The organism is Morganella sp. B601 (assembly GCF_051172335.1).
Classification (GTDB): domain Bacteria; phylum Pseudomonadota; class Gammaproteobacteria; order Enterobacterales; family Enterobacteriaceae; genus Morganella; species Morganella morganii.
Genome location: NZ_JBPIZE010000001.1, coordinates 676883 through 700570 on the forward strand (window position 1 = coordinate 676883; position 23688 = coordinate 700570).

Below are 23688 nucleotides of genomic sequence, written 5' to 3' on the forward strand. Positions count from 1 at the left end.
CTGATATCAGGGCCGGATAACCGTCAGCGGGACGGACTGTGCAACCAGCCGGTGTCCTTGATTATTAAGATGAAGATGATCTCCTGAATCATAGTCCGCACTGAGCTGCTGAGGGCAGGCCGGGTTGCGTACCAGCCGGTCGCTGTCAATAACAGCATCAAATTCACCGCTTGTGCGCATCCAGTGGTTTATATCCTGCCGTACAGCCTCTTTTTCCGGCGAATAAAAACCGGTCATACCATACTCACCGGTTCCCCGCAGCGGTACCAGGGTGACGCCGGTCATACGGATATTTTTTTCCCGCGCTATGGTGAGCAATTGCCGGTATCCCGTAACCACATCCGCTGCTGAAGGTACCGGCGCTGCCGGGTCCAAATCGGTTCCCGCCAGGCCGATATCATTTAATCCGACCTGCACGATACAGGCGGTAACGCCGGGTTGCATCAGCACATCACGCTCAAACCGCGATAATGTACTGATACCGATACCGTCTTTCAGCAGGCGCGAACCCGATTGTCCGGCATTCACCACGGCAATATTTTCGTCAATAAAACGCTCTGCCAGATAATCAGTCCAGCGGCCGTATGTGTTCATGCCCACGCCGTTGCCGTCAACCATTGAATCACCGATCACCACGAGTGTGCGGGCTTCTGATTCCGGCTGAATAAGAATGCTTTCAAGTAAAAGACGGGAACTGACAGCCTCACTGTTTCCGGACTCTTCCTGTAACGTCCGGTTACCCGGTTCCAGTAAGGAGAAATGACGGGCATCCCAGTGGAAGGTATTAAGCGGTACCGGCTCCGGCAGAAAGGTTCTCAGCGTGAGCTCCGATAATGACGGAATATGCAGTGCAATTTCATCACTGCACAGAATATCTCCGGCAGGGATCACCGCACCCTGCTGTCCGTTAAAAGTGACGGGTATTGCACGGTACTGGCCGGAGACGGAGAGATAACTTTCACCTGTCACCAGTGGCTGTGTGCCGTAGCGGTTGGAAAACACCAGCTGCAGTTTCTGTCCGCCTGTGCTGATACGCAATGACTGCCGGAGGGTCTGGTTGCCGGTGATGGCCGGAACATCCGGCGGAAACGGAAATGCCTCACCGGATGCGGGCTGGGAGGCGGAAAGCCATGTGCAGATAGGGCGGACGGAAGAGGACATCAGGGATTCTCCTGCAGACAGAAACAGATTCAGCGTGTGGCCGGTGAGGCGGTCATGAGATCAAACGTGTGCATGGCAATCTCTGTCATGGCCAGCAGGCGGTCACGGCTGACACCATCCCGAGCCTGGACAGAAATTCCGTGCAGCAGTGTTGCCACATAGTCCCCGAGAGCCTGTGTATCGGTATGTTCCGGTAAATCACCTGACTCAGTTCCCCGGCGCAGACGCTGTATGATTCCGTTTGTCCGTTCCCGGCGGTGCTCTGCCAGCCAGTGCATAATGGCCTCATTATCAGCGGAATAATTGGTCAGTGACAATACCACCATACAGCCGTGCGGCCGGTCATCCCGGGTGTAGGTATCAACGGCACCGGTAAGCAGTTTTTTGATAGCACTGCGGGTATCCGGCTCTTTCAGCGCCGCATCCGCAAATGCACCTTCTTCCGCCAGATAAAGGGCTATCGCCTCACGGAACAGATTTTCTTTCGACCCGAAGGCCGCATAGATCCGGGCGGACGCAATACCCAGCGCCGCAACCAGATCAGACATGGATGTTCCTTCATAACCGCGCTGCCAGAACACCTGTTCAGCCTTGCGTAATGCAACTTCGCGATCAAATTCCCGTGGTCTGCCGGCCATCATTTTTTCTCCGCATAGTTTATCTGAGACAAATGCTACCAGTTCTTTATCGTTTAACAAATAATTATTTTTTAGTGATTGACAAAGATTTGAATATCCCTTTAACCTATTCATTGTTGATCGACAAACAATCAAGCTCCGTTGCAGATAGCACCCGTTTTGGCGGACTGCTGAGGAGACGTTTTAACTTATGACTTATACGGAACAGGTATGAATACATTATTCAGTAAGGTATTACTGGCAGCGGTGATGACTTTCGTCATCCACGGGAGTGTGCTTGCGGAGAATACACCGAAACCGCCGGTAACAGCACAGGTGAATGAGGCTGATTTTCAGCATCACTATACGGATGTGGCGGGGCAGCGGATACATTATGTGACGGCGGGAAAAGGCGAGCCGGTGTTGCTGATCCCGGGCTATTCCGCAGACCATCGCGCAGAATAAGCGGCGGGCAGAGAAAAAGCTGACTATGCCGGTTCTGGTCATCGGTGCCGATCACACGACCCGTGATGCCCCGCAGCTGACAATGCAGGGAAGAGCGGTGAATTTGCAGGGCGCGATACTCAGTGAATGCGGTCATTTTGTGACGGAAGAGTGTCCTGAACAACTGATGGACGTATTACTGCCGTTTTTACGCCAATAAAAATACCGGTATCTGATATGAGTCTCCTTTACGGAGGCTTTATTTTTTACTGGTACTTTTATTCAGGATTGATATTGTTTGTTGCCGGAAAACAGCCGGATTAAATGATAAGTCAAATATGGCGGGATAACGTCACATTAAATCAGCGGATATACTGAACAATGAAAAAAATAACGATAATTTCTGCATTGGTTGCAGCGTCACTATTACTGGGTGCCTGTGATAAAACAGAAGCAGCGGATACCGGACACAGTGAGCGTTATGCAGCTCCTTTCGGTCTGACCTGGGGAATGACGGAAGAGGCGTTGTCACCACGGCTCGGTAGTCAGTCTGAAACGGATAACAGTGAATATGTCTGCCCGCTGACTAAAGTGACGTCCAAAACATTTTCCGGTGGATTAAATGAAGCGGGTGAATACGAATTCCGCTTTTTACCGCACTACGGACAGCCGGATTTCAGCGGGCTGGTGGGTATTGGTTATTTTTATTCCACTGATGATGAAACGGCATATCAGACACTGCTGAAAACATTGCAGCACAATCTTGAAGCGGAATATGGGAAACCCTCAATACTGGAAAGCAAAAAAGCAGACGAAGAACATTTCATTTATAAATCTGAAGAAAACGAAATCAGTTTATTTGTTATGATGCGTAACGCCCGTTTTTATATTTCTCTGGATTACAGTTATTTTCCCAAAGAACATCAGGTCTCCCTGAAAAATAATATACAAAAAATAAAAGAGACCTGCATTAAGCAGCGGGAGGAGTAAGATATCAGTAAGTGCAGAAAACCACCGCTCATCCGGTGGTTTTCTGTTTGCGGAATAAAACAGATTAGTGACAGTTTTCTCAGAATAGCATGTTCCGGTGACATATACTGGTTATCAGGGAAAATAGTTACCGGGGGGGAATACCGGATGAATAAACGAATTTTCAGAGAATTGTTTCAACCGGACAGATCTTCTGTTTTCACACGCTGGCTCTATTTTATTGTCAATATCTGACTAAAAAAGAATTATCTGCCTGAATGGTTCCCCCTGTACCGGAGAGATGAATGTCCGTTTATTTTGTGATTTCTGTTCTGATTATTTTTTTGATTATCCTGCTGATTGTATTAACCATCACCAACAAAATTGTGATCAGCCGGAAGAAAACGGTTTATCTGTCACTGATTGCGCTGTTTTTTGCATTTTTTATTAAAAGTGCGGTGGTGGAAAAAAATGAACAGATAAAAACTCAGGTTCTTGAGATGGTACCGACACTGAAAGCCATCAATAAGGTTGATCCCGTTATGTTCGAGGCCTTTTTTGCCGATTTCAGAAATGCCGGTAAGGGTTCGAAAAAACGGGAAGAGTACTATATACGCCTGCAGCAGTGGGCCACCGAAAATATTAAAAAACTGCTTTATCTCGCGGGGGATGACGCGGTGATTAATTACGGGAAAATGCGGCTGGAATTTTTGCAGAAAGCACTGGCGCAGGATACCTCCGGTGACTTCTGCTTTCGTGTGCTGCATCCGGAAGTGTCTGGCCCGCCGGATATGAAAAAGGCTTCCGCCGGGTACCGTGACTTTATTATCGGTAACAGAGCGTTGCTGGATCTGGTGAATTCAGCCGGTGAAGGGGCTCCGGTTGCGCATTATTCCGCTGATGAGATTCAGTCATTATTTTCGGTACAAATACAGGGGTCGGTGAATAAATACGGCGGGAGTTTCCTGACTGATGATCCGTATGTGCTGGCGGAAGACAAGCTGCAAACCTGTCAGATGGAAATTGATTTAATGGCGGATGTGCTGAGAGCACCGTCCCGTGAATCCGCAGAACTGATCCGCTATGTGTTTGCGGATGATTGGCCGGAATAAATAAAAAAACAAAGTTTCAGCAGGAAGGTGACCGCGTACTATTACCTGTTTCTGTACAGGTTCATCATGCGGTCTGTGATGGTTTTCATGCAGCGCGGTTTATTAATACACTTCAGCTGATGTGTGATAACATACTGAAATAAATTAATTAATTCTGTATTCAAGCCACCGTATCCGGCAGGAATGGTGGTTTTTTTTTATATTTTAACCGTAATCCGTAATTTCGTTTCAGAATGGTTCAGGATCACTGTACGATAATGCTCCCGCAGTTTGGTAACACCCTTAATAAGAAATAAACAGTAAAGACTGACAGCAATAATAATAAAATAAGTAGTAACAATAATATTAACAACACCAGATGCAGTTATAATAATAATAGTATTTAAGACACCAGAAAGACTGCTGCGACAGTCATTTGGAACAACACCAGTGAAAACATCATGATAGCATAGCGATATGCCTGATTGTGTTTAATTAAACAATAAATAAACCGCCATATATAACAGAAGATAGTATTCTGAATGGCATGCTTTTTTGTTCAGTATAAACATATCATTCCGGTTGGTATAAGGATGATATATAATAAGTTAAGCTGAACACGTATTTATTTTGGTTTTATTTTACAAATAAAGTAAGACGATCCGTTAAGTCAAAGCGGGGTATATTTATTATACCCCGCTTTTTTATTTGTCCGCCGGACGCGGATAATGGATCAGATTATGCAGTGTCACGATGGTCTTACCGGGGTTGGCGTAAGCGTGCGGGATATCCGCATGGAAGCGCAGGGATTCCCCGGCAGAAACGGTGTGCCACTCATCCCCCAGCCGCAGTTGTAATGCACCTTCCAGTACAATGACATGTTCGATAACTCTGGGTTCATGAGGGCCGGATTCACTGAGCGCCCCCGGCAGCAGGTCAATCTTCAGTAAATCCGTTTTCAGTTCATCATCAAACGGGATCAGCGGCGTGACACGCATCCCTGAGCGGGTCTGTTCAAAGACCGGCAGCGTCGCAAACGAATGAAGCCCTGCCTGCAGCTGCGGCTGTGCGCCTTCCAGAAAAACAGAGAAAGCGACATTGAAGCCGGTGGCGATTTTCCACAGCGTGGATACCGTCGGGCTGGATTGGCCGCGTTCAATCTGGCCGAGCATGGCTTTGCTGACGCCCGTCAGTTGTGCTGCCTGGCTGAGGCTCAGCCCGCGTTCGGCACGCAGTTGTTTAAAGGTCTCTGCAACAGCGGGTGTGATATCGTGCATAAATTGTCATTATTCCGGGTAAATGTCATTGTCCGTTATAGCATCCGGTGATAGAGTCCGATCGTCTGCTATAACATCCGATGGTGTGTTCCTATGAGTAAGTTAACATTTTTTCGTGCCTTTTCTCCAGCAATGATGATGACAGGCCTGGTTGCGGTGCTGGTCGGCTATGCCAGTTCAGTGGCGATTATTCTGCAGGCGCTGGATGTGGCGGGGCTTGATGCCGCACAAACCGGCGGCTGGCTGATGATGCTGGGGATCGGGATGGGAGTGACAACGATCGGGTTGTCGCTCTGGTATAAAATGCCGGTGCTGACTGCCTGGTCCACACCGGGGATCGCGCTGCTGGTAACCAGTTTGTCCGGCGTGACCATCAATGAAGCTGTCGGCGTGTTTATTTTTGCCTCCGGGTTGATGTTTCTGTGCGGCGTGACCGGTATTTTTGCCCGGCTGATGAATTATATCCCGCGCGCACTGGCCTCGGCGATGCTGGCCGGTATTCTGCTGCGTTTCGGGCTGACGGCGTTCGGTGCGCTGAATACCAGCTTTGTGCTGTGTGCCGCGATGATTGCCGCGTATGTGGTGATGCGGCGGATTTTTCCGCTGTACGCCATTATTGCTGCCCTGATCACCGGCATCACCGTGACCGGACTGAGCGGCGATCTGCATTTTGTCCGGGCCGGCAATGTGTTTGCGCTGCCGGAATTTGTGATGCCGTCATTTACCCTGACGTCCCTGATCAGTGTCGGCATTCCGTTTTTTATTGTGTCGCTGGCCTCGCAGAATGCGCCGGGCATTGCGATTTTACAGGCTAACGGTTATCCGCCGCACACTTCTGTGCTGCTGACCTGCTCGTCGCTGGCGGCGATCCTGCTTGCCCCGTGGGGCGGGTTCAGTATCTGTATTGCGGCAATCACCGCCGCGATTTGTATGGCGCCCGATGTGCACCCTGATCCGGCGCGGCGTTATACCGCAGCTGTCTGGGCGGGGATATTTTATCTGCTGGCGGGGATTTTCGGCGGCGCGGTCTTTATGCTGTTCAATGCCTTTCCGGCGGTTCTGATACAGATCCTGGCCGGGCTTGCTCTGCTGACCACGCTGATGAACAGTCTGCATCAGTCACTGGCAGATGAAAAAGGGCGGGATGCGGCGATTATCTGTTTTCTGCTGACGGCATCCGGTATCACGCTGCTGGGTATCAGTTCGGCTTTCTGGGGATTACTGGCGGGCATTGTGGTGCATCAGATTATGGCAATACGCAGGCGCTGAGTGTCAGTCTCCGGAATACCTTAACATTCTGATAAGGTATATAACGGCTTATATTATAGAGTGGGGATAATAAATCCCGCCGATGCTTATACCATTCCGGAGACACCATGAGTTTACAGAATTACCGCGCGACAGAGCGCCATTTCTGGCGCAGTATCGCGCAGGATGTCATCACCGTCAGTGATCGTGCTGAGTGCTATCTGACACCGCTGCCGGTGCCTGTCTTTAACTATATCTATCTGCAGGCCGGTGCGGATAATAATGAGTTCTCACTGGCACAGCAGCCTTTCACGCCACATCACAAACCTCATTGCCTGGTGGCGGAGAAATCCGCGGCAGAAGCACTGCACCCGCAGATTATGGCCGCGGGTTATGAGGCGGACGGTGAAACCAGTGCTATGTATCTGTCTGTTGAGGAGTGGCAGCCGTCTTCTGTTCTTCCGGCCGGATGTGAAATCCGTGAGGTAAATGACCAGCTTTCGTTGTGGGCTGAGCCACTGGAAGCCGCTTTTCCGGCGGGAGAAGATGACGAAGAAGCACCGGATTTCAGTATCGTCAGTGACTATATCAGCTATCATCAGCGGGCAATGGCAAACGGTACTGAGCTGCACCATGCTGTTCTGCTGTGTCAGGGGAAACCGGTCAGCTGCATCACGCTGTCACTGTCAGAATACGGTGCGCGGATTGATGATCTCGGAACTGTTCCTGCATATCAGGGCAACGGCTGCGCCACACTGTTGCTGGATTATGCGCTGACATTGTGCAGAACGCGGGGTGTCCGGGATTGTTATCTGGAAGCATCGTCCGAAGGGTTGAGTCTGTATCAGAAGCTCGGTTTCCGCACACTGTTTAATTATCTGTTTTATGTGAAGGGATGAAGAATGCGTAAGGCTGCTGTCTGTGCACTGCTGAGCTGTTTACTGATGGCTCCTGCAATGGCATCAGAAACACAAAATACCGGGAAAGAGACGGTCCGGACAGAAAACCTTGCCCGTCAGGATGGCAGTGCTGTTCATTACTACCTGCTGCACCGGCAGGCGGAACCCACCCGTAAATTGCTGGTGCTGATTCAGGGCTCGGACTGTAACAGTGCCAGAAACAACCGTTTTATGGTGGATACCTTCGGCGGCGCGTTCCCGGATCATGACATTCTGCTGGTGGAGAAATACGGTATTACAGATGCGCTGCCTTTTAATGACCGTGATGGCGAGCGGGCAGACTGCCCGGCGGAAACCATGCTCAATGATTCTCTGTCGGTGCGGGTCAGCGACTATGCTGCGGTGCTCGACCGTCTGAAAGGGGAGTATGACACCGTGCTGCTGCTGGGCGGCAGTGAAGGGGCGACTGTTGCTGAACATACTGCGCTGGCATCACCGGCGGTTGACGCAGTGGTGGCTGTTAATGGCGGAGGGCGCTTTTTCCTGGATGATGTCACGGACAGCTTCCGCAATAGTCCTCAGCAACTTGAGGAGTCTCAGTTAGCCGGTTTTCTGGCATTTACTGATGCGGTAAAACGCAATGAGGTGGAGAACGATATGCTGGTCAGCCAGCACGGGATGCGCTGGTGGCGCGAATTTCTGGCGGCGGATGCGCAGCAGGTACTGAACGGGCAGACAAAACCGGTGCTGGTTATTCAGACGCTGAATGATACCAATGTCAGTGTCACATCGTTTAAGCAGATGCAGAAAGCGGTGGGGAACCAGATGGTGACATTCAGAACCTTTGATAATCTGGATCACTATTTTAAAGATACAGACGGAAACCGGCATACCGCGCAGATCCTTGCGGTTATCCGTGACTGGTACGCCCGGTAGTGATTCTTTGCTGATTGCAGGAAAATAAAGAAACAAACGCCCGTTAAAACGGGCGTTCAGTCAGGCGCTGCCGCGTATCAGCGGACAACCAGAACCGAGGTATGGGCGTAACGCACAACTGCTGCGGCGTTGGAGCCGAGCAGATAGGTGGACATATCCGGACGGCGTGAGCTGATGACAATCAGGTCGCTTTCCAGGGTATCCGCCAGTTTCAGTATCTGATCTTTCGGTGAGCCGGAAACCACATGCAGTTCAAACTGCTCTGCAGGCAGATTAAAATCACTGACCATTTTCGCCAACTGCTCTTTGGCGCTGTCCAGTATCTCATCTTTTTCCGGCAGGGTTGCGGCATAGGCAATACCGAAAGAAGCAAAGTGAGAGAATGACGGGATCACCGCAATAAAGTGAATTTTGGCATTTTCAAATTTGGCTAATGTCTGAATCGTCGGGATCACCTCGCGGGTCAGCCCGGTTTCGGAAATATCGATTGGAACTATAATCGTTTTATACATACACACCTCGCAATCTGAAAGCCGGCAAATAAGTTAGTAGTAATAGTAACCTGCGTAATGAGCACTATACGTGAAAACGATCAAAATTCACAAATAAACCCCTTAACGGGGCTTAATTGTGTGATGTGGTGACTAACTGAAAATAAAACGGTCAGATTTATCATCCAGAACCTGTTTCAGCAGTGCACTCAGTGTACCGGCAGGGCAGTCCGGATAAGGCTGCCATTTGTTGTTATCCACATAAAAAAGCTGCCAGTTATCATCAGCTTCTGACCAGGTCAGTCTGGCAATTTGTTTTTCAATGGTTTGCGGGGTGCCGCACGGGCAGACGATTTGTTTCTGATAAATCAGTATGTTGTTATTGTCCGTACGGTACTGAACATCGAACTCATCGGGGATATGACCATTCGGATACAGGCGCTCAGTGAACAGGCGCATGTTCTGCTTTATTTGCTGTGTCTGAACTGAATTAAATTCCATAGCATTACCATTTTGTGACGAACGAAAATGAAAACTTCCCGTTTATCCCGCCCGTGGTTCCGGCGGATCCGGCCGTATCAGGCAGTGCGTAATCTGCGTAAATTGCGGACCGTCACGGGAGATCATGTTAGCGCATTTCACTGAGGTGAGAAATACTTTTCCGGTAATTTCCGGACAACAGGCAGGGGATAATACAACAGAATTAATCAATCAAAGGAAAACGGACGAAAAAAAACGGCTTCCGCAGAAACCGTTTTTCAGTGTACAGACTGTGGTGCAGAAGCCGTTATTTTTTGATTTTGATGACAACGGTTTCGCCGACAGTGACAGGGCCGGTCATTTTGGTCATCTCTTTGATTTCGTCCATGTTAGAGATAACCACCGGGGTCAGGGTGGATTTGGCTTTCTCTTCGAGAAGCGCCAGATCGAATTCAAGTACCAGGTCGCCTTTTTGTACGCGCTGGCCTTCTTCCGCAATACGTTTGAAGCCTTCACCTTTCAGTTCGACAGTGTCGATCCCGAAGTGAACAAACAGTTCAATCCCGCTGTCCGATTCAATGGAGAACGCGTGATTAGTTTCAAAAATTTTACCGATTGTACCATCAACAGGGGCAACGATTTTGTTCCCTGCCGGTTTGATGGCAATACCATCGCCGACAATTTTTTCAGCGAAAACAACGTCAGGCACATCTTCGATATTCACAATCTCACCGGACAGCGGCGCCACGATGTCAATCGTGCCGCTGTCTTTTTTATCATCCGAAACCAGCGACTTCAGTTTGTCAAACAGACCCATGAATACTCTCCTAAATGTTGATACGGGACCGGGCGTGAATTTGGCTTTCTCAGCACAGGGTTTTTTCTTTGGTGAAGGTTTCCACCAGTGCCATCAGTTCTGTTGCCGTCGGCTGAGCGAGTGCCTGTTCAGCCAGTGCTTTCGCATCTTCATAATGCGTATTGCGGATCAGTTTCTTGATACGCGGGATAGCAATAGAACTCATACTAAATTCATCTAAACCCATGCCCAGCAACAATAAAGTTGCACGTTCATCACCCGCCAGCTCACCACACATTCCGGTCCATTTCCCTTCCGCGTGGGAAGCGTCAATGACTTGTTTGATAAGGTTCAGCACCGCAGGAGACATCGGGTTGTAGAGATGGGAAATCAGCTCATTTCCGCGATCCACAGCCAGAGTATACTGCGTCAGGTCGTTGGTTCCAATACTGAAAAAATCGACTTCTTTTGCAATGTGACGTGCATTAACTGCTGCCGCCGGGGTTTCCACCATGATACCAACTTCAATAGTTTCATCAAAAGGTTTCTGTTCATCCCGCAGCTGCTGTTTCATTTCGTCCACTATCTTATTGAGTTCGCGGACTTCTTCGACGGAAATGACCATCGGGAACATAATGCGCAGCTTTCCGAAAACAGAGGCACGTAAAATTGCGCGCAGCTGAGTGTCGAGAATTTCACGACGATCCAGACAGATACGGATGGCGCGCCAGCCGAGGAACGGGTTTTCCTCTTTCGGCAGATTCATATACGGCAGGTCTTTGTCACCGCCGATGTCCATGGTGCGGACAATAATGGCTTCATCCGGCATCGCCTGAGCGACTTCTTTGTAAGCGCGGAACTGTTCTTCTTCCGTCGGCAGCGAGTCACGATCCATAAACAGGAATTCGGTGCGGTATAAACCGACACCTTCCGCACCGTTACGCTCGGCACCCAGCATATCGCGCACGGTACCGATGTTGGCACAGACTTCCACCTGGTGACCATCGAGGGTGACAGCAGGCAGATCTTTGAGTTTTGCCAGTTCGGCTTTTTCCGCCAGATAGTCATCGCGCACTTCTTTCATGCGCTCAATGTCTTCTTCTGACGGATTGAGATAAATGGTGTTGTTGACCGCATCCAGGATCAGGTAATCATCACTTTTGATATTTTCAGTGGCATTCCCGGTACCGACCACGGCGGGGATTTCCAGAGAGCGGGCCATGATGGAGGTGTGGGAGGTCCGGCCGCCGATATCGGTGATAAAACCCAGCACTTTTTTCAGGTTCAGCTGTGCGGTTTCGGACGGTGTCAGGTCTTTGGAAACCAGAATCACTTCATCAGCGATGGCGCTGAGGTCGATAATCGGCATGCCGAGAATATTTTTCAGCAGACGGTTACCGATATCGCGGACATCGGCCGCGCGTTCTTTCAGATACTCATCATCCAGGCCTTCCAGGGCGGTGGCCTGTTCTTCAATCACCTGGTGTACCGCGTAATCAGCGGTTTTTTTGCTTTTGATGATGTCAGTGATTTCGTTTTCAAGCTCCTCATCTTCGAGCAGCATGATATGACCTTCAAAAATTTCGGCTTTCTCGGCACCGAGATTTTTTTCAGCGGTTTCTTTGATGGCATTCAGTTGTGCGGACGCTTTGGCGCGGCCTTCAGTGAAACGCCGGATTTCAGCATCAATCTGCTCAGCAGAAATCGACTTCTGGCTGATAATGATAGGTTCTTCTTTGAGTAACAACGCTTTACCAAAAGCGATACCCGGTGAAACAGAGATTCCTGAAACCATAATAATACCTTTGAGTTTACTGGGGGACGTACAGCAGCGGGCTGCGTGAGCGTACCCGGAAACGGACTATCCCCGGCATGAGACGGCAGCCGGGGATCCTGACAGGTGAGGGCGGAAGGAGATTACTCCAGTTCACCCATCAGTTTGACGAGGTGCTCTACCGCTTTCTGCTCATCTTCACCTTCTGCGGCGATAGTCACCACGGTGCCCTGTGTCAGACCCAGAGTCTGTAACTTGAACAGGCTTTTGGCGCTGGCGCTTTTGCCGCCGGAAGTCAGGGTGATGTCAGAAGCGAAGGTTTTGGCTTCTTTGACAAACTGAGCCGCAGGACGGGTATGCAGGCCGTTAGGTGCAGTAATGGTGACTTCTTGCTGATACATAGCGTTACCTCATGTTTGGAATTTTTTATCGGCGGTTAATATTAAGACATATAACAGTAATCATAGCCGGAGCAAGTAAAATAGCACAACCCGAAGATTCGACATACGTATTTGGTGTCATTATTTTGAGCTGTGAAATAATTACTTTTTTAATACTAAACAACCGCACAAAAATCACCCCGCAGAGTGTCAAACTTTGATCCGTTGCACAAAAAAAGCACCCTTTGCGGGTGCTTTCGAGGTCAGGCAGGGCGGGAACTGAATCCGTTCAGTTGATCAGTTTTCACTGATATCAGCGAACAGCGCAGTACTCAGATAACGTTCACCGGAAGACGGCAGGATCACCACGATATTTTTGCCCTTGAATTTATCTTCTTTCGCGAGACGTTCAGCCGCAATCACAGCCGCACCGGATGAAATGCCGGCGAGAATACCTTCGCGCTCCATCAGTTTACGGGCGGTGGCGAAAGCATCTTCGTTGCTGACCAGCTCGACGCGGTCAATCAGGCTCAGATCCAGGTTACCCGGGATAAAACCGGCACCGATACCCTGAATTTTGTGCGGGCCCGGTTTGATCTCTTCCCCGGCCAGCGCCTGAGTGATCACCGGGGAGCCTTCCGGTTCGACAGCCACGATAGTGACGTCTTTTTTCCCTTTGATGTTTTTCAGGTAACGGGCGATACCGCTGATGGTGCCGCCGGTACCGACACCGGCAACCACAACATCCACGTTGCCGTCAGTGTCTTCCCAGATTTCCGGGCCGGTGGTTTTCTCATGGATTGCCGGGTTGGCTGGGTTGCTGAACTGTTGTAACACGATATAGCGGGACGGATCAGACGCGCTGATTTCATCGGCTTTTTCAATCGCGCCTTTCATGCCTTTCGCGCCTTCGGTCAGTACCAGGTTAGCACCCAGGGCTTTCAGCAGTTTGCGGCGTTCGATACTCATGGTATCCGGCATGGTCAGGGTGAGTTTGTAACCACGGGCGGCGGCAACATACGCCAGTGCAATCCCGGTGTTACCGCTGGTCGGCTCGACCAGTTCCACACCCGGTTTCAGGATACCGCGTTTTTCCGCGTCCCAGATCATATTGGCGCCGATACGGCACTTGACGCTGAAACTCGGGTTGCGGGATTCCACTTTCGCCAGGATATTGCCGTGACCGAAATGTTTGAGGCGCACCAGCGGTGTGTGACCAATGGTTAGCGAATTATCTTCATATATCTTACTCATCGGTTTTCCTTATAGGGTTATTCATAATCAGACTAAATATAAAACCACATTACCCGCTGACCGGCGGAAAGGAAATACATAATCGGCATATCCTTATAACCGGACAGACGATCAATAGCGAAAAGGTATAAGGAGCAGGAAAACGGCAGGGCAGTGTGATAACCGCCCTGCACGGAGGGGAGTTGCGGATCAGTCGCGGACAAACTGTGCGCGGTAGCGATCCACCCACAGCGCGGTGGCACCGCAGACCGCCGCAGGCATAATGAACAGGTTCACAAACGGGATCATGGTCAGCACACTGACCAGCGAACCAAACTGGAGATTGGTCATATTATCGCGGCGCAGTGTGCTTTTCATTTCCGGAAAACTGACCTTGTGGTTATCAAACGGGAAATCCCCGTACTGCACGGACATCATCCAGGCACCGAAAATAAACCAGAGCACCGGCGCGAGGGTCTGTCCGATCCCCGGAATGAAAAACAGGATCAGCAGAATAACGGCGCGCGGGATGTAATAGAGCAGTTTGACCATCTCCCGTTTCAGGATACGCGGGATATCTTTTATCAGATCCGCCCAGCCCTGATCCGGCGCGGGACGCCCGGTGAGTTCCGCTTCCAGTTTCTCCGACAGCCAGCCGTTAAACGGTGAGGCGATGATATTGGCGATCGTGCTGAAAAAATAGCTGAAAATCAGCAGCACAGAAATCACCGCCACCGGCCAGATAAGATAATCCAGCCACTGCAGCCAGCCCGGCACTTTATCCATCAGCCAGGCTATCCACCCGCCGAACTGACTGAACAACCACCAGAGTGCACCACCCATAACCACGATATTGGCCAGCAACGGCAGAATCACGAAGGCCCGGAGACCCGGACGCATCATCAGCCGCCATCCCTGTGCAACATATGCAAAGCCGCTGAGCGGCCTGACAGGATTTGTCATACTTCCTATTCACTCCTATGATTGGAAAACGTTATACTATCAGACTGAACTATTGATTTGTCCGGCCACAAATGAAATGTCAGGATGAAAAATCAGTCAAAAAGAGCAATTAAATGATCTTTATTGCAAGAAATTCGTGCAGGGACTTGAACTTAACATCATTGACAAATACTCTTGTAATCAAACGATAGTATTTTGCCATGGTGGCCTTTAATTTAAACAACAGAGATAGCACTGATGCAAGATTTGCGTCTGATATTAATCGTTGTGGGTGCGGTAGCAATCATCGCATTGTTACTTCACGGACTGTGGACGAGCCGTAAAGAGCGTTCTTCCCTGTTTCGCGCGCGCCCCATGAAGCGTCGTAAATACGAGTCGCAGGATGAAGCCGCTGATGATATGTCAGAGGCACACGGCTCCCGTCACTCTGCTGTATTACCGGAGGATCCGGCTCCGCAGGTCTCTCCGTATTCAGAAGCGCAGAATGAGCAGGATCCGTTATTATCTGCCGGCAGAATGTATCCGTCATCAGAGCCGGAAGAACCGCCTGTGATGCCGAAAGCCCAGAGCCCGCGCCGTCAGCCGGTAAAAGCACCGGAAACAGAGCCGCAAATCGGATTATTTGATGCCCTTGAGCAGGAAGCACAGGCACCGGCAGCTCCGGCTCCGGAGGTCATGACAACAGCCGCGGTGATCACTGCCGCTGAAACTGACATGCCTCACACAGAAGAGCCGGTAACTGAACCGGAACCGGTTCAGGAAGCGCCGCGCAGCAGTGCAGAGAACAATGAGATTGTGCTGGCACTGTTTGTGTCCGCCCATCCGGGACAGATGGTCGCAGGTGATATTCTGCGCACCGCTATCGAGCAGGCCGGGTTCCGTTTCGGGGCGATGAACATTTATCACCGCCATGTCGATCCGGCAGGCAGTGGTCCGGTGTTATTCAGTCTGGCCAATATGGTGAATCCGGGCACGTTTGTACCGGAGCAGATGGAAGAGATCGAAACCCCGGGCGTGGCTATGTTTATGATGGTGCCGTCCTATGGTGATGCAAGCCAGAACTTCAAGCTGATGTTACAGGCTGCTCAGCGTATCGCCTCTGATGTCGGCGGGGTGGTACTGGATGAGGAGCGCAAAATGCTGACACCGCAGAAAATCGAGGTGTACAAGGCGCGCATCCGCAAAGTTCTCGTCGCCAAACAGAGCTGAGACCCACAAATCGCACAAAAACCCCCGCAATGACGGGGGTTTTTTTCACGTATAAACAGATTGCAGATCACTATGATGCCAAAAAATAACGAAAACGACATTGAACAGCTGCGCACCACACTGCGCCATCATGAATACTGTTATCACGTGCTGGATAACCCGGAAGTGCCGGATGCGGAATATGACCGCCTGATGCAGCGTCTGAAAGCGCTGGAAGCGGAGCATCCGGAACTTATCACACCGGACTCCCCGACACAGCGGGTCGGGGCATCACCGCTGAGTGCATTTGAACAGGTGCGCCATGAGATTCCGATGCTGTCACTCGATAACGTGTTTGATGAGGAGAGCTATCTTGCCTTTGACAAACGTGTACGTGACCGTCTGAAAGACACGCAGGATCTGACATTTTGCTGTGAGTTAAAACTCGACGGCCTGGCGGTCAGTCTGTTGTATGAAAACGGTAGTCTGGTGCAGGCAGCCACCCGGGGTGACGGTACCACCGGGGAAAACATTACCGCCAATGTGCGGACCATCCGCGCTATTCCGCTGAAACTGCGCGGGGAAAATATCCCGCAGCGTATTGAGATCCGCGGCGAAGTCTTTATGCCGCAGAAAGGCTTTGAGGCGATGAATGAGGAAGCGCGCCGCACCGGAGGCAAAGTGTTTGCCAACCCGCGCAACGCCGCAGCCGGTTCATTGCGCCAGCTGGATCCGGCGGTGACAGCCAAACGCCCGCTGACTTTCTTCTGTTACGGCGTGGGCGTGCTGGAAGGCGGCACACTGCCGGGCAGTCACTATGATCGCCTGCAGCAATTTAAAGCCTGGGGCTTACCGGTCAGTGATCGTGTGATGCGCTGCACCGGCAGTCAGGCGGTGCTGGATTTCTATCACAAGGTGGAAGAGAGCCGTCCGGTGCTGGGTTTTGATATTGACGGCGTGGTGATTAAAGTGGATTCCATTGCACTCCAGGAGGCGCTGGGCTTTGTGTCCCGCGCCCCGCGCTGGGCGACTGCCTTTAAATTCCCGGCCCAGGAACAGATGACCGTTGTCCGTGATGTGGAATTCCAGGTCGGCCGTACCGGTGCAATTACCCCGGTTGCCCGTCTGGAGCCGGTGCTGGTGGCCGGTGTGACGGTCAGTAATGCCACACTGCATAATGCGGATGAAATCAGCCGTCTCGGCCTGAAAATCGGCGATACCGTGGTTATCCGCCGTGCCGGGGATGTGATCCCGCAGGTGGTGGGCGTGGTGGAATCAGAGCGTCCGGCGGATGCGCGGGATATTGAATTTCCGCTCAGTTGCCCGGTGTGCGGGTCAGATATTGAGCGGGTGGAAGGCGAGGCGGTTGCCCGCTGTACCGGCGGTCTGATTTGCGGGGCACAGCGCAAAGAAGCACTCAAACATTTTGTGTCCCGCCGTGCCATGGATGTGGACGGGCTGGGGGATAAAATTATCGACCAGCTGGTGGATGCGGAGTATGTGAAGACTCCGGCGGATCTGTGGCGTCTGACCCCCGGCAAGCTGACCGGGCTGGATCGCATGGGGCCGAAGTCCGCACAGAAACTGACTGACGCGCTGGCTGCATCAAAACAGACCACGTTTGCCCGTTTTCTTTATGCCCTGGGGATCCGCGAAGTCGGCGAAGCCACGGCGGCCAACCTGGCAGAGCATTTCGGAACCCTGGATGCCTTACAGCAGGCGGATACAGAAGCACTGAAAGCCGTTCCTGATGTCGGGGAGGTTGTCGCGAAGCATGTGGTCAATTTCTTCCGCGAGCAGCACAACCGCGAGGTTATCACTGACCTGACCGGGGATGTCGGTATCAGCTGGCCGGATGTGGTGGTAGTGGATGCATCGGCACTGGATAACCCGTTTGCCGGTAAAGTGGTTGTGCTGACCGGCTCACTGCAGATCCTGACCCGTGATGAGGCGAAAGATCGCCTGACGGCACTGGGGGCGAAAGTCACCGGCAGTGTTTCGAAGAAAACCGATCTGGTGGTTGCCGGGGAAGCCGCAGGCTCCAAGCTGGCTAAAGCGGAAGAGCTGGGCATTAAAGTGATCAATGAAGATGAGTTTATTGCACTGCTGAACTGACAGACAGGCTGAAAAACGGTCTTCCGCAGAAGACCGTTTCAGTCATATCAGGAGAGATGATGGAGAAAGAAGATTTAGTGGCTGTCGCTAACACTGCTATGCCATTTGGTAAATACAAAGGTTGCCGTTTAATTGACCTTCCCGAGGAATACCTGCTCTGGTTTGCCCGTAAAGACAGTTTCCCGGAAGGGCGTCTGGGGCAGCTGATGCAACTCACCCTTGCAATTAAAACCGAAGGTTTAAGTGGCCTGATAAAACCGCTTAAACGTCCCGCTCACTGATCCCGGGTCAGTGCATCGATGACTTTCCGGCTCAGTATACGAAACTGGCGCTGTTCATCGTCATCCAGACTTGCAAATACTTTTTCTGCATTGCGGGTGCGTCCTGTCGCCGCGCGGGACAGAAACTCTTCACCTTCCGGTGTCAGCTGGGTCACCAGTTCCCGTTTATCGGTCTCCGACTGATACTGGGAAACAAACTGGTGTTTTTTCAGCGCCCGTAATGATTTCGAGACATTCTGGCGCGAAATCCCGAGTTTCTGGCTTAAATCCGACGGGGTTAAATCCCCCTGAAGGCGCAACATTTCCATTACGTCATACTGTGCCCACGTCACCTTTTCAGGTGAGCAGATGGTCCGTTGCGCTACTAATGTGCACTGTAACAATGACAGTGTATTTTCCAGTTCCTTGAATGACATAACACCTCCCTTTTATCCTCCCCCTTAGTTTAGCCGAAAGGCAAAATCAGGAAAAGAAAGTTGATTAACAAAAGTTAATCAATTAAGCTTTTAGTTAACCAAAGTTAATTAAAAGGTGATGCTATGACAGACTTTCAACAGAAGATTATCCTGATTACTGGTGCATCAACCGGGGTGGGTGAAGGAATTGCCCGTGAATTACTGAAAAGGGGGGCTAAAGTTGCGATTACCGGGCGGGATCCGGAACATCTGCAAAAGGCCATAAATGAGTGGGATCCTACGGGAGATAGCGTGCTGGCAATTGAAGCAGATGTACGTAAACTGAGCGATTGTGAGCGGATGGTGAGCACAGTGTCAGATAAATTCGGTGCTTTACACGGGTTGGTAAACAATGCCGGGATCACCGGACCGCATGGCGTGAAGATTGAGGATTACGATTTTGAAGCCTGGCAGGATGTGATGGCTACGGATGTGACCGGCACATTTCTCGGGATGAAATTCGGTATTCCGGCCATTATCAAAAGCGGCGGCGGGGCGGTGGTGAATTTATCAGCCTGTAACGGAGTCACCGGTATTGCGGGAATTGCGCCTTATACCGCCGCCAAGCACGCAGTGCTCGGGCTGACCCGCGCAGCGGCACTGGAATATGCAGAACAGGGCGTGCGGATTAATGCGGTCGGCCCCGGCTATGTGGCGACACCCAATATTCTGGCGTTACCGCAGGATGTGCAGGCAATGATGGCGGAGAGTCACCCGATGAAGCGGATGGCAACACGGGAAGAGGTGGCAAAAATGGTGGCATTTCTGTTATCAGATGACAGTCGTTTTTGTACCGGAGGTTTTTATCCGGTGGATGGCGGGTATACCGCACAATGACAGGAAGGCAGAAACGAAAAACCCCGGTCAGAGACCGGGGTTTGAATTTGGTGGAGCTAAGGGGGATCGAACCCCTGACCTCTTGCATGCCATGCAAGCGCTCTCCCAGCTGAGCTATAGCCCCGGAAAACCGGATGTCACGGTATTTATCAGTCACCAAAGATTTGGTGGAGCTAAGGGGGATCGAACCCCTGACCTCTTGCATGCCATGCAAGCGCTCTCCCAGCTGAGCTATAGCCCCGATAAAATCGACCGGACGCGCAGCATAATAGGCAAGGTTCCCTGAGCTGTCAACGGCTTAATATGAAATTCGTGTGCGACCGATGAAAAAGCCGTCAATTCAGTAAAATGACAAAAAAATACCCGGCACAGGGCCGGGTATCAGGCTGTTGACAATGATTACTGTGCTTCGCGCTCAGCAATAAAGGCCAGCGCCATATCGATACGCGCCAGAGAGCGGGACTTACCAATCGCATGTACGGTCACATCCAGGCCCGGAGACTGGCCGGCACCGGTCACGGCAACACGTAACGGCATACCGACTTTACCCATCCCGATTTCCAGTTCATCAGCGGTTGTCTGAATGGCTTCGTGTACAGCTTCCGGTGTCCAGGTGGTCAGTGCAGCCAGTTTGGCTTTAACCACTTCCAGCGGCTGACGGGCAACAGGGCGCAGGTGTTTTTTCGCGGCATCGGCATCGAAGCTGTCAAAGTCTTCATAGAAGTAACGGCAGGTTTCCGCCATTTCTTTCAGTGTCTTGCAGCGTTCGCCCAGCAGGCGGACCAGGTCTGCCAGTTCAGGTCCGTTGCGGGTATCAATCCCGGCGTTCTCAATATGCCATTGCAGGTAAACAGCCACTTCTTCCGCAGGCATGCTGTTAATGTAGTGGTGGTTGAGCCACTGTAATTTCTCAGTATTGAATGCACTGGCGGATTTGCTGACGGCTTCCAGGGTGAACAGCTCCGTCATTTCCTCAATGCTGAAGATTTCCTGATCGCCGTGAGACCAGCCCAGACGCACCAGGTAGTTCAGCAGTGCCTGCGGCAGATAGCCGTCATCGCGGTACTGCATCACACCTACTGCACCATGGCGTTTGGATAATTTCTTGCCGTCGTCACCGTTGATCATGGAGACGTGGGCATATTCCGGTACCGGCGCACCGAGGGCTTTCAGGATGTTGATCTGGCGCGGTGTGTTGTTGATATGGTCTTCACCACGGATAACATGGGTGATTTCCATATCCCAGTCATCGACAACCACACAGAAGTTATAGGTCGGGGAACCATCAGTACGGCGGATGATTAAGTCATCCAGTTCCTGGTTGCTGAATTCGATCGGCCCGCGGATTTTGTCATCAAAAATAACAGATCCTTCCTGCGGGTTACGGAAACGCACCACATGCGGCTCATCCGCGGTATGGTTATGAGCGTGATCACGGCAGCAACCGTCGTAACGCGGCTTCTCATTATTTGCCATCTGTTTTTCACGCAGGGCTTCCAGGCGCTCTTTGGAACAGTAGCAGCGGTAAGCAGTACCGTTTTCAATCATGGTGTCGATCACCTGATTGTAGCGGTCAAAGCGTTTGGTCTGGTAATACGGACCTTCATCCCAGCCGAGATTCAGCCAGTTCATCCCGTCCATAATGGCGTCGATAGCTTCCTGAGTTGAGCGTTCAAGATCAGTATCTTCTATACGCAGGACAAATTCACCGTGGTTGTGACGGCTGTACAGCCAGGAGTACAGAGCGGTACGTGCGCCGCCCACATGCAGGTAGCCGGTAGGGCTGGGTGCGAAACGGGTTTTTACTTTACTCATTGGAATGCCTTTCATAACGTCTGCGCCAGACGTAGTGGATGAAGAAATACGATGCGGGATATTTTAGCACTGAGACATAATTCCTCAATGAAAAGGGGGAAAGAAGGCCGAAAAAGTCATTTTTCTCGTGTCAAAAGGAAAAACACATGACAAAACAGGACGTTTTTGCAGCACTGAATCTGACGGCGATCACGATTTATCCGATTTCTGCTTACATACTGCGCTCGGGTGGTGATAATCAGAACAGGGTGACTAAAATTACAACGAACGATCATTTTCTTTCGAAAAAGCGTTGACTCAAACGCGCAGATCCCTATAATGCACCTCCATCACGACGGGCGATTAGCTCAGTTGGTAGAGCATCTCCCTTACAAGGAGGGGGTCACTGGTTCGAGCCCGGTATCGCCCACCATTCTTATTAAGAATGAACGTTGTGATAGTGAAGTAAAGCAGTAAATGTTATGAATGGGCGATTAGCTCAGTTGGTAGAGCATCTCCCTTACAAGGAGGGGGTCACTGGTTCGAGCCCGGTATCGCCCACCATTCATAATAATGATGTAAGTTGCAGTCATCCTGAAGTGGGCGATTAGCTCAGTTGGTAGAGCATCTCCCTTACAAGGAGGGGGTCACTGGTTCGAGCCCGGTATCGCCCACCACTTCACATGATTCTCCCGCATCACTCAGGTATGGGTCGTTAGCTCAGTTGGTAGAGCAGTTGACTTTTAATCAATTGGTCACAGGTTCGAATCCTGTACGACCCACCATTCCTGAAAATCAATCCCAAAGATGGGTCGTTAGCTCAGTTGGTAGAGCAGTTGACTTTTAATCAATTGGTCACAGGTTCGAATCCTGTACGACCCACCATCTTTCTTCTCTCTGCAGTTCTTTTTTCTCTCAGTTATCCTCTTTCTTAATTTCTGTTTATTTCTCTCTGTTCTCAGTCTGATTTTGTGATCTGCCTCATGTTGTCCCATTAAAGTTTTTAACCGGTCTGCCGTTATTTTCCTGTATCAGTCACGATTTTTTGTGATCTCTCTTTTTATAACAAATATTGACGTCGATCCGGCAACCCGGAGCGGCATATCTGTATTTCTTTCAGCATGGAGCTATATTCCGATGTCGTGGCCTGTTCCTGAATTTCCGGTTAAACGTGATGCACCGGGCGCCAAAATTACGCTGTGGCTGGGGTTGCTGTTCGTCGTTCTGGCCCTTATCTTTTTTCTCGATTTTTATATTTTCAAACTCCCGCTGACGGAAGTACTGATTTTTATCTATCTGCCGTACATTCTGATCTGGATGTGTCTGTTCACTTACGCCATGCACCGTCATGAGCAGGCGCGGATCGCCTGTCAGAGCTGGAATGCCTCCATTAATTTCAAACGTAATGAGTGGGTCAACTGGTGCCAGCGCAGACTGATGGTGACCGGGGTTTCATTGCTGATGCCGAAAAGTGTTAAACAGGTTTATACCTCAGAGCGGAAACAGCGGACAGACGAGGAAGATAAACAGCTGCTTGCCGGTTATGACCATTCGGTTGAGGCTATTTTTACCGCGCTGGCGAAAGATCTGAATCAGCAGCATGAAGGTTACCAGTCAAAACTGAAAACCGTGTATGTGATCACTCCGAATCAACTGCAAAATACAGAAATTGAGCGCAATGTAACGAAAATCTGGGGCTGTGCAACTGAATTCATTCAGACACCGGATGATATCGGCCATCTGTTTGATGAGGAAGATAACAGCGCCATGTGGCTTCTGGTCGGGCTGAATATCTGGCAGGCGGGTCAGATACCGGCTTATCACGAAATGGCAAGCGCCATTCTGCTGACATCCTGCTACTATTTTGAGCGCAATACATTTCCGTTTAACGGTAGTTTGTCGCGCTTTATGCCGATCAATGAAATGCAGTTAACCGCCGATCTGCCGATGCTGGAAAAAATGAATCTGCTGGATAAAGAGGAAGAAAAATCATTCTGGCTGATGCGGGAAAATGAACTGGCGCAGGATGTGATTTATCAGTACTGCAATAAAGCGCAGCGCCGTACTTTCCTGAAAAATAATATTTATATTGCGGATAATCAGGTCAGCGCCGACAGGGAAGCGGTTTTTGTGATGGCAATGATGCTGATAAAAGCGATGGAAACCCTCAGCCCGCAGTGTCTGCTGATGATGGACAGTGATGGTCTCGGGTATGCCACCGTGGTCGGGTGCGAAGTCCGCTGACACAACATTCCGGTG

General features: G+C 50.8%; 25 protein-coding genes, 7 tRNA genes and 1 pseudogene. 19 read left to right on the forward strand and 14 right to left on the reverse strand.

The window, feature by feature from the left end:
* Positions 1-6: 6 nt before the first annotated feature.
* Together ACSBQN_RS03240 and ACSBQN_RS03245 are read right to left on the reverse strand one after the other, a co-directional pair.
* Positions 7-1161 carry an SGNH/GDSL hydrolase family protein gene (locus ACSBQN_RS03240; RefSeq protein ID WP_024473517.1) on the reverse strand — a complete coding sequence of 385 codons (1155 nt, stop codon included), beginning with the start codon at positions 1159-1161 and terminating at the stop codon, positions 7-9.
* Between the two features lie 29 nt (positions 1162-1190).
* A complete protein-coding gene (locus ACSBQN_RS03245; RefSeq protein WP_024473516.1) occupies positions 1191-1799 on the reverse strand; it encodes a TetR/AcrR family transcriptional regulator in 609 nt (202 codons plus the stop codon).
* A 210-nt stretch (positions 1800-2009) separates the two neighbouring features.
* Here ACSBQN_RS03245 and ACSBQN_RS03250 point away from each other — a divergent pair, with 210 nt between their 5' ends.
* The 5 genes and pseudogenes from ACSBQN_RS03250 to ACSBQN_RS03270 form a co-directional block, all read left to right on the forward strand.
* Positions 2010-2243: an alpha/beta fold hydrolase gene (locus tag ACSBQN_RS03250; protein ID WP_024473515.1), complete on the forward strand. Its 234-nt coding sequence runs from the start codon at positions 2010-2012 to the stop codon at positions 2241-2243.
* Between the two features lie 25 nt (positions 2244-2268).
* A complete protein-coding gene (locus ACSBQN_RS03255) occupies positions 2269-2442 on the forward strand; it encodes an alpha/beta fold hydrolase (protein WP_250211499.1) in 174 nt (57 codons plus the stop codon).
* 161 nt (positions 2443-2603) lie between these two features.
* Entirely contained in the window at positions 2604-3212 is a 609-nt protein-coding gene (locus ACSBQN_RS03260; protein ID WP_024473514.1) for a hypothetical protein, read from the forward strand.
* Between the two features lie 284 nt (positions 3213-3496).
* Complete coding sequence (locus tag ACSBQN_RS03265) at positions 3497-4303, forward strand: hypothetical protein (protein WP_236595615.1); 807 nt, start codon at positions 3497-3499, stop codon at positions 4301-4303.
* A gap of 11 nt (positions 4304-4314) precedes the next feature.
* Positions 4315-4446, forward strand: a pseudogene (locus ACSBQN_RS03270) (CatA-like O-acetyltransferase); the annotation flags it as partial.
* 540 nt (positions 4447-4986) lie between these two features.
* On the opposite strand, the gene ACSBQN_RS03275 reads toward ACSBQN_RS03270, so the two are convergent.
* Positions 4987-5559: a helix-turn-helix domain-containing protein gene (locus tag ACSBQN_RS03275; protein ID WP_024473512.1), complete on the reverse strand. Its 573-nt coding sequence runs from the start codon at positions 5557-5559 to the stop codon at positions 4987-4989.
* A 93-nt stretch (positions 5560-5652) separates the two neighbouring features.
* On the opposite strand from ACSBQN_RS03275, the gene ACSBQN_RS03280 reads away from it, so the two are divergent.
* The 3 genes from ACSBQN_RS03280 (at position 5653) to ACSBQN_RS03290 (ending at position 8642) form a co-directional block, all read left to right on the forward strand.
* Positions 5653-6828 carry a benzoate/H(+) symporter BenE family transporter gene (locus ACSBQN_RS03280; protein WP_024473511.1) on the forward strand — a complete coding sequence of 392 codons (1176 nt, stop codon included), beginning with the start codon at positions 5653-5655 and terminating at the stop codon, positions 6826-6828.
* A 107-nt stretch (positions 6829-6935) separates the two neighbouring features.
* A complete protein-coding gene (locus ACSBQN_RS03285) occupies positions 6936-7706 on the forward strand; it encodes a GNAT family N-acetyltransferase (protein WP_024473510.1) in 771 nt (256 codons plus the stop codon).
* 3 nt (positions 7707-7709) lie between these two features.
* On the forward strand, positions 7710-8642 hold the full coding sequence (locus tag ACSBQN_RS03290; RefSeq protein WP_354633198.1) for an alpha/beta hydrolase: 933 nt from the start codon (positions 7710-7712) through the stop codon (positions 8640-8642).
* Positions 8643-8719: 77 nt separating this feature from the next.
* Here ACSBQN_RS03290 and uspF read toward each other — a convergent pair whose 3' ends face one another.
* The 7 genes from uspF to cysZ form a co-directional block, all read right to left on the reverse strand.
* Positions 8720-9154, reverse strand: a complete 435-nt coding sequence (gene uspF / locus ACSBQN_RS03295) for a universal stress protein UspF (protein ID WP_004240247.1) — start codon at positions 9152-9154, stop codon at positions 8720-8722.
* A 132-nt stretch (positions 9155-9286) separates the two neighbouring features.
* Positions 9287-9634 carry a DUF3024 domain-containing protein gene (locus ACSBQN_RS03300; protein ID WP_024473508.1) on the reverse strand — a complete coding sequence of 116 codons (348 nt, stop codon included), beginning with the start codon at positions 9632-9634 and terminating at the stop codon, positions 9287-9289.
* A gap of 286 nt (positions 9635-9920) precedes the next feature.
* Positions 9921-10430: a PTS glucose transporter subunit IIA gene (crr, locus tag ACSBQN_RS03305; protein ID WP_004240252.1), complete on the reverse strand. Its 510-nt coding sequence runs from the start codon at positions 10428-10430 to the stop codon at positions 9921-9923.
* Positions 10431-10479: 49 nt separating this feature from the next.
* The gene (gene ptsI / locus ACSBQN_RS03310; protein WP_354633199.1) at positions 10480-12204 is read right to left on the reverse strand and encodes a phosphoenolpyruvate-protein phosphotransferase PtsI; all 1725 of its coding nucleotides are present in this window, start codon (positions 12202-12204) and stop codon (positions 10480-10482) included.
* Positions 12205-12326: 122 nt separating this feature from the next.
* Positions 12327-12584, reverse strand: a complete 258-nt coding sequence (gene ptsH, locus ACSBQN_RS03315) for a phosphocarrier protein Hpr (RefSeq protein WP_004240254.1) — start codon at positions 12582-12584, stop codon at positions 12327-12329.
* Between the two features lie 276 nt (positions 12585-12860).
* Positions 12861-13817: a cysteine synthase A gene (cysK, locus tag ACSBQN_RS03320; protein ID WP_024473506.1), complete on the reverse strand. Its 957-nt coding sequence runs from the start codon at positions 13815-13817 to the stop codon at positions 12861-12863.
* Positions 13818-14006: 189 nt separating this feature from the next.
* Positions 14007-14759 (reverse strand): sulfate transporter CysZ, encoded by a 753-nt coding sequence (gene cysZ, locus ACSBQN_RS03325; RefSeq protein ID WP_049245881.1) that lies wholly within the window; start codon positions 14757-14759, stop codon positions 14007-14009.
* Between the two features lie 234 nt (positions 14760-14993).
* Between cysZ and zipA the strand changes: the two genes are divergently transcribed.
* The 3 genes from zipA (at position 14994) to ACSBQN_RS03340 (ending at position 18343) form a co-directional block, all read left to right on the forward strand.
* On the forward strand, positions 14994-15968 hold the full coding sequence (zipA, locus tag ACSBQN_RS03330; protein WP_186724504.1) for a cell division protein ZipA: 975 nt from the start codon (positions 14994-14996) through the stop codon (positions 15966-15968).
* Between the two features lie 75 nt (positions 15969-16043).
* Positions 16044-18062, forward strand: coding sequence for an NAD-dependent DNA ligase LigA (gene ligA, locus ACSBQN_RS03335; protein WP_024473503.1), 2019 nt, complete (start codon positions 16044-16046; stop codon positions 18060-18062).
* 59 nt (positions 18063-18121) lie between these two features.
* Positions 18122-18343 (forward strand): DUF3820 family protein, encoded by a 222-nt coding sequence (locus ACSBQN_RS03340; RefSeq protein ID WP_004240260.1) that lies wholly within the window; start codon positions 18122-18124, stop codon positions 18341-18343.
* On the opposite strand, the gene ACSBQN_RS03345 is transcribed toward ACSBQN_RS03340, so the two are convergent.
* Positions 18337-18759, reverse strand: coding sequence for a MarR family winged helix-turn-helix transcriptional regulator (locus ACSBQN_RS03345; protein ID WP_015422864.1), 423 nt, complete (start codon positions 18757-18759; stop codon positions 18337-18339). The genes ACSBQN_RS03340 and ACSBQN_RS03345 overlap by 7 nt on opposite strands.
* 123 nt (positions 18760-18882) lie before the next feature.
* On the opposite strand from ACSBQN_RS03345, the gene ACSBQN_RS03350 reads away from it, so the two are divergent.
* A complete protein-coding gene (locus ACSBQN_RS03350; RefSeq protein ID WP_024473502.1) occupies positions 18883-19635 on the forward strand; it encodes an SDR family NAD(P)-dependent oxidoreductase in 753 nt (250 codons plus the stop codon).
* 48 nt (positions 19636-19683) lie between these two features.
* Here the strand turns inward: ACSBQN_RS03350 and ACSBQN_RS03355 are convergent.
* From ACSBQN_RS03355 to gltX, 3 genes are all read right to left on the reverse strand, one after another.
* Positions 19684-19759: transfer RNA gene (locus ACSBQN_RS03355), tRNA-Ala, on the reverse strand.
* 41 nt (positions 19760-19800) lie between these two features.
* Positions 19801-19876: transfer RNA gene (locus ACSBQN_RS03360), tRNA-Ala, on the reverse strand.
* 158 nt (positions 19877-20034) lie between these two features.
* Positions 20035-21450 carry a glutamate--tRNA ligase gene (gltX, locus tag ACSBQN_RS03365; RefSeq protein ID WP_354633200.1) on the reverse strand — a complete coding sequence of 472 codons (1416 nt, stop codon included), beginning with the start codon at positions 21448-21450 and terminating at the stop codon, positions 20035-20037.
* Between the two features lie 146 nt (positions 21451-21596).
* Here gltX and ACSBQN_RS03370 point away from each other — a divergent pair, with 146 nt between their 5' ends.
* The 7 genes from ACSBQN_RS03370 (at position 21597) to ACSBQN_RS03400 (ending at position 23673) form a co-directional block, all read left to right on the forward strand.
* A complete protein-coding gene (locus tag ACSBQN_RS03370; protein WP_158001755.1) occupies positions 21597-21746 on the forward strand; it encodes a hypothetical protein in 150 nt (49 codons plus the stop codon).
* A gap of 40 nt (positions 21747-21786) precedes the next feature.
* A tRNA-Val gene (locus tag ACSBQN_RS03375) sits at positions 21787-21862 on the forward strand.
* 55 nt (positions 21863-21917) lie between these two features.
* Positions 21918-21993 (forward strand) — tRNA-Val (locus tag ACSBQN_RS03380).
* A 37-nt stretch (positions 21994-22030) separates the two neighbouring features.
* Positions 22031-22106: transfer RNA gene (locus ACSBQN_RS03385), tRNA-Val, on the forward strand.
* 32 nt (positions 22107-22138) lie between these two features.
* A tRNA-Lys gene (locus tag ACSBQN_RS03390) sits at positions 22139-22214 on the forward strand.
* 24 nt (positions 22215-22238) lie between these two features.
* Positions 22239-22314: transfer RNA gene (locus ACSBQN_RS03395), tRNA-Lys, on the forward strand.
* Between the two features lie 252 nt (positions 22315-22566).
* On the forward strand, positions 22567-23673 hold the full coding sequence (locus tag ACSBQN_RS03400) for a hypothetical protein (RefSeq protein WP_024473500.1): 1107 nt from the start codon (positions 22567-22569) through the stop codon (positions 23671-23673).
* The last annotated feature ends 15 nt before the right edge of the window (positions 23674-23688 follow it).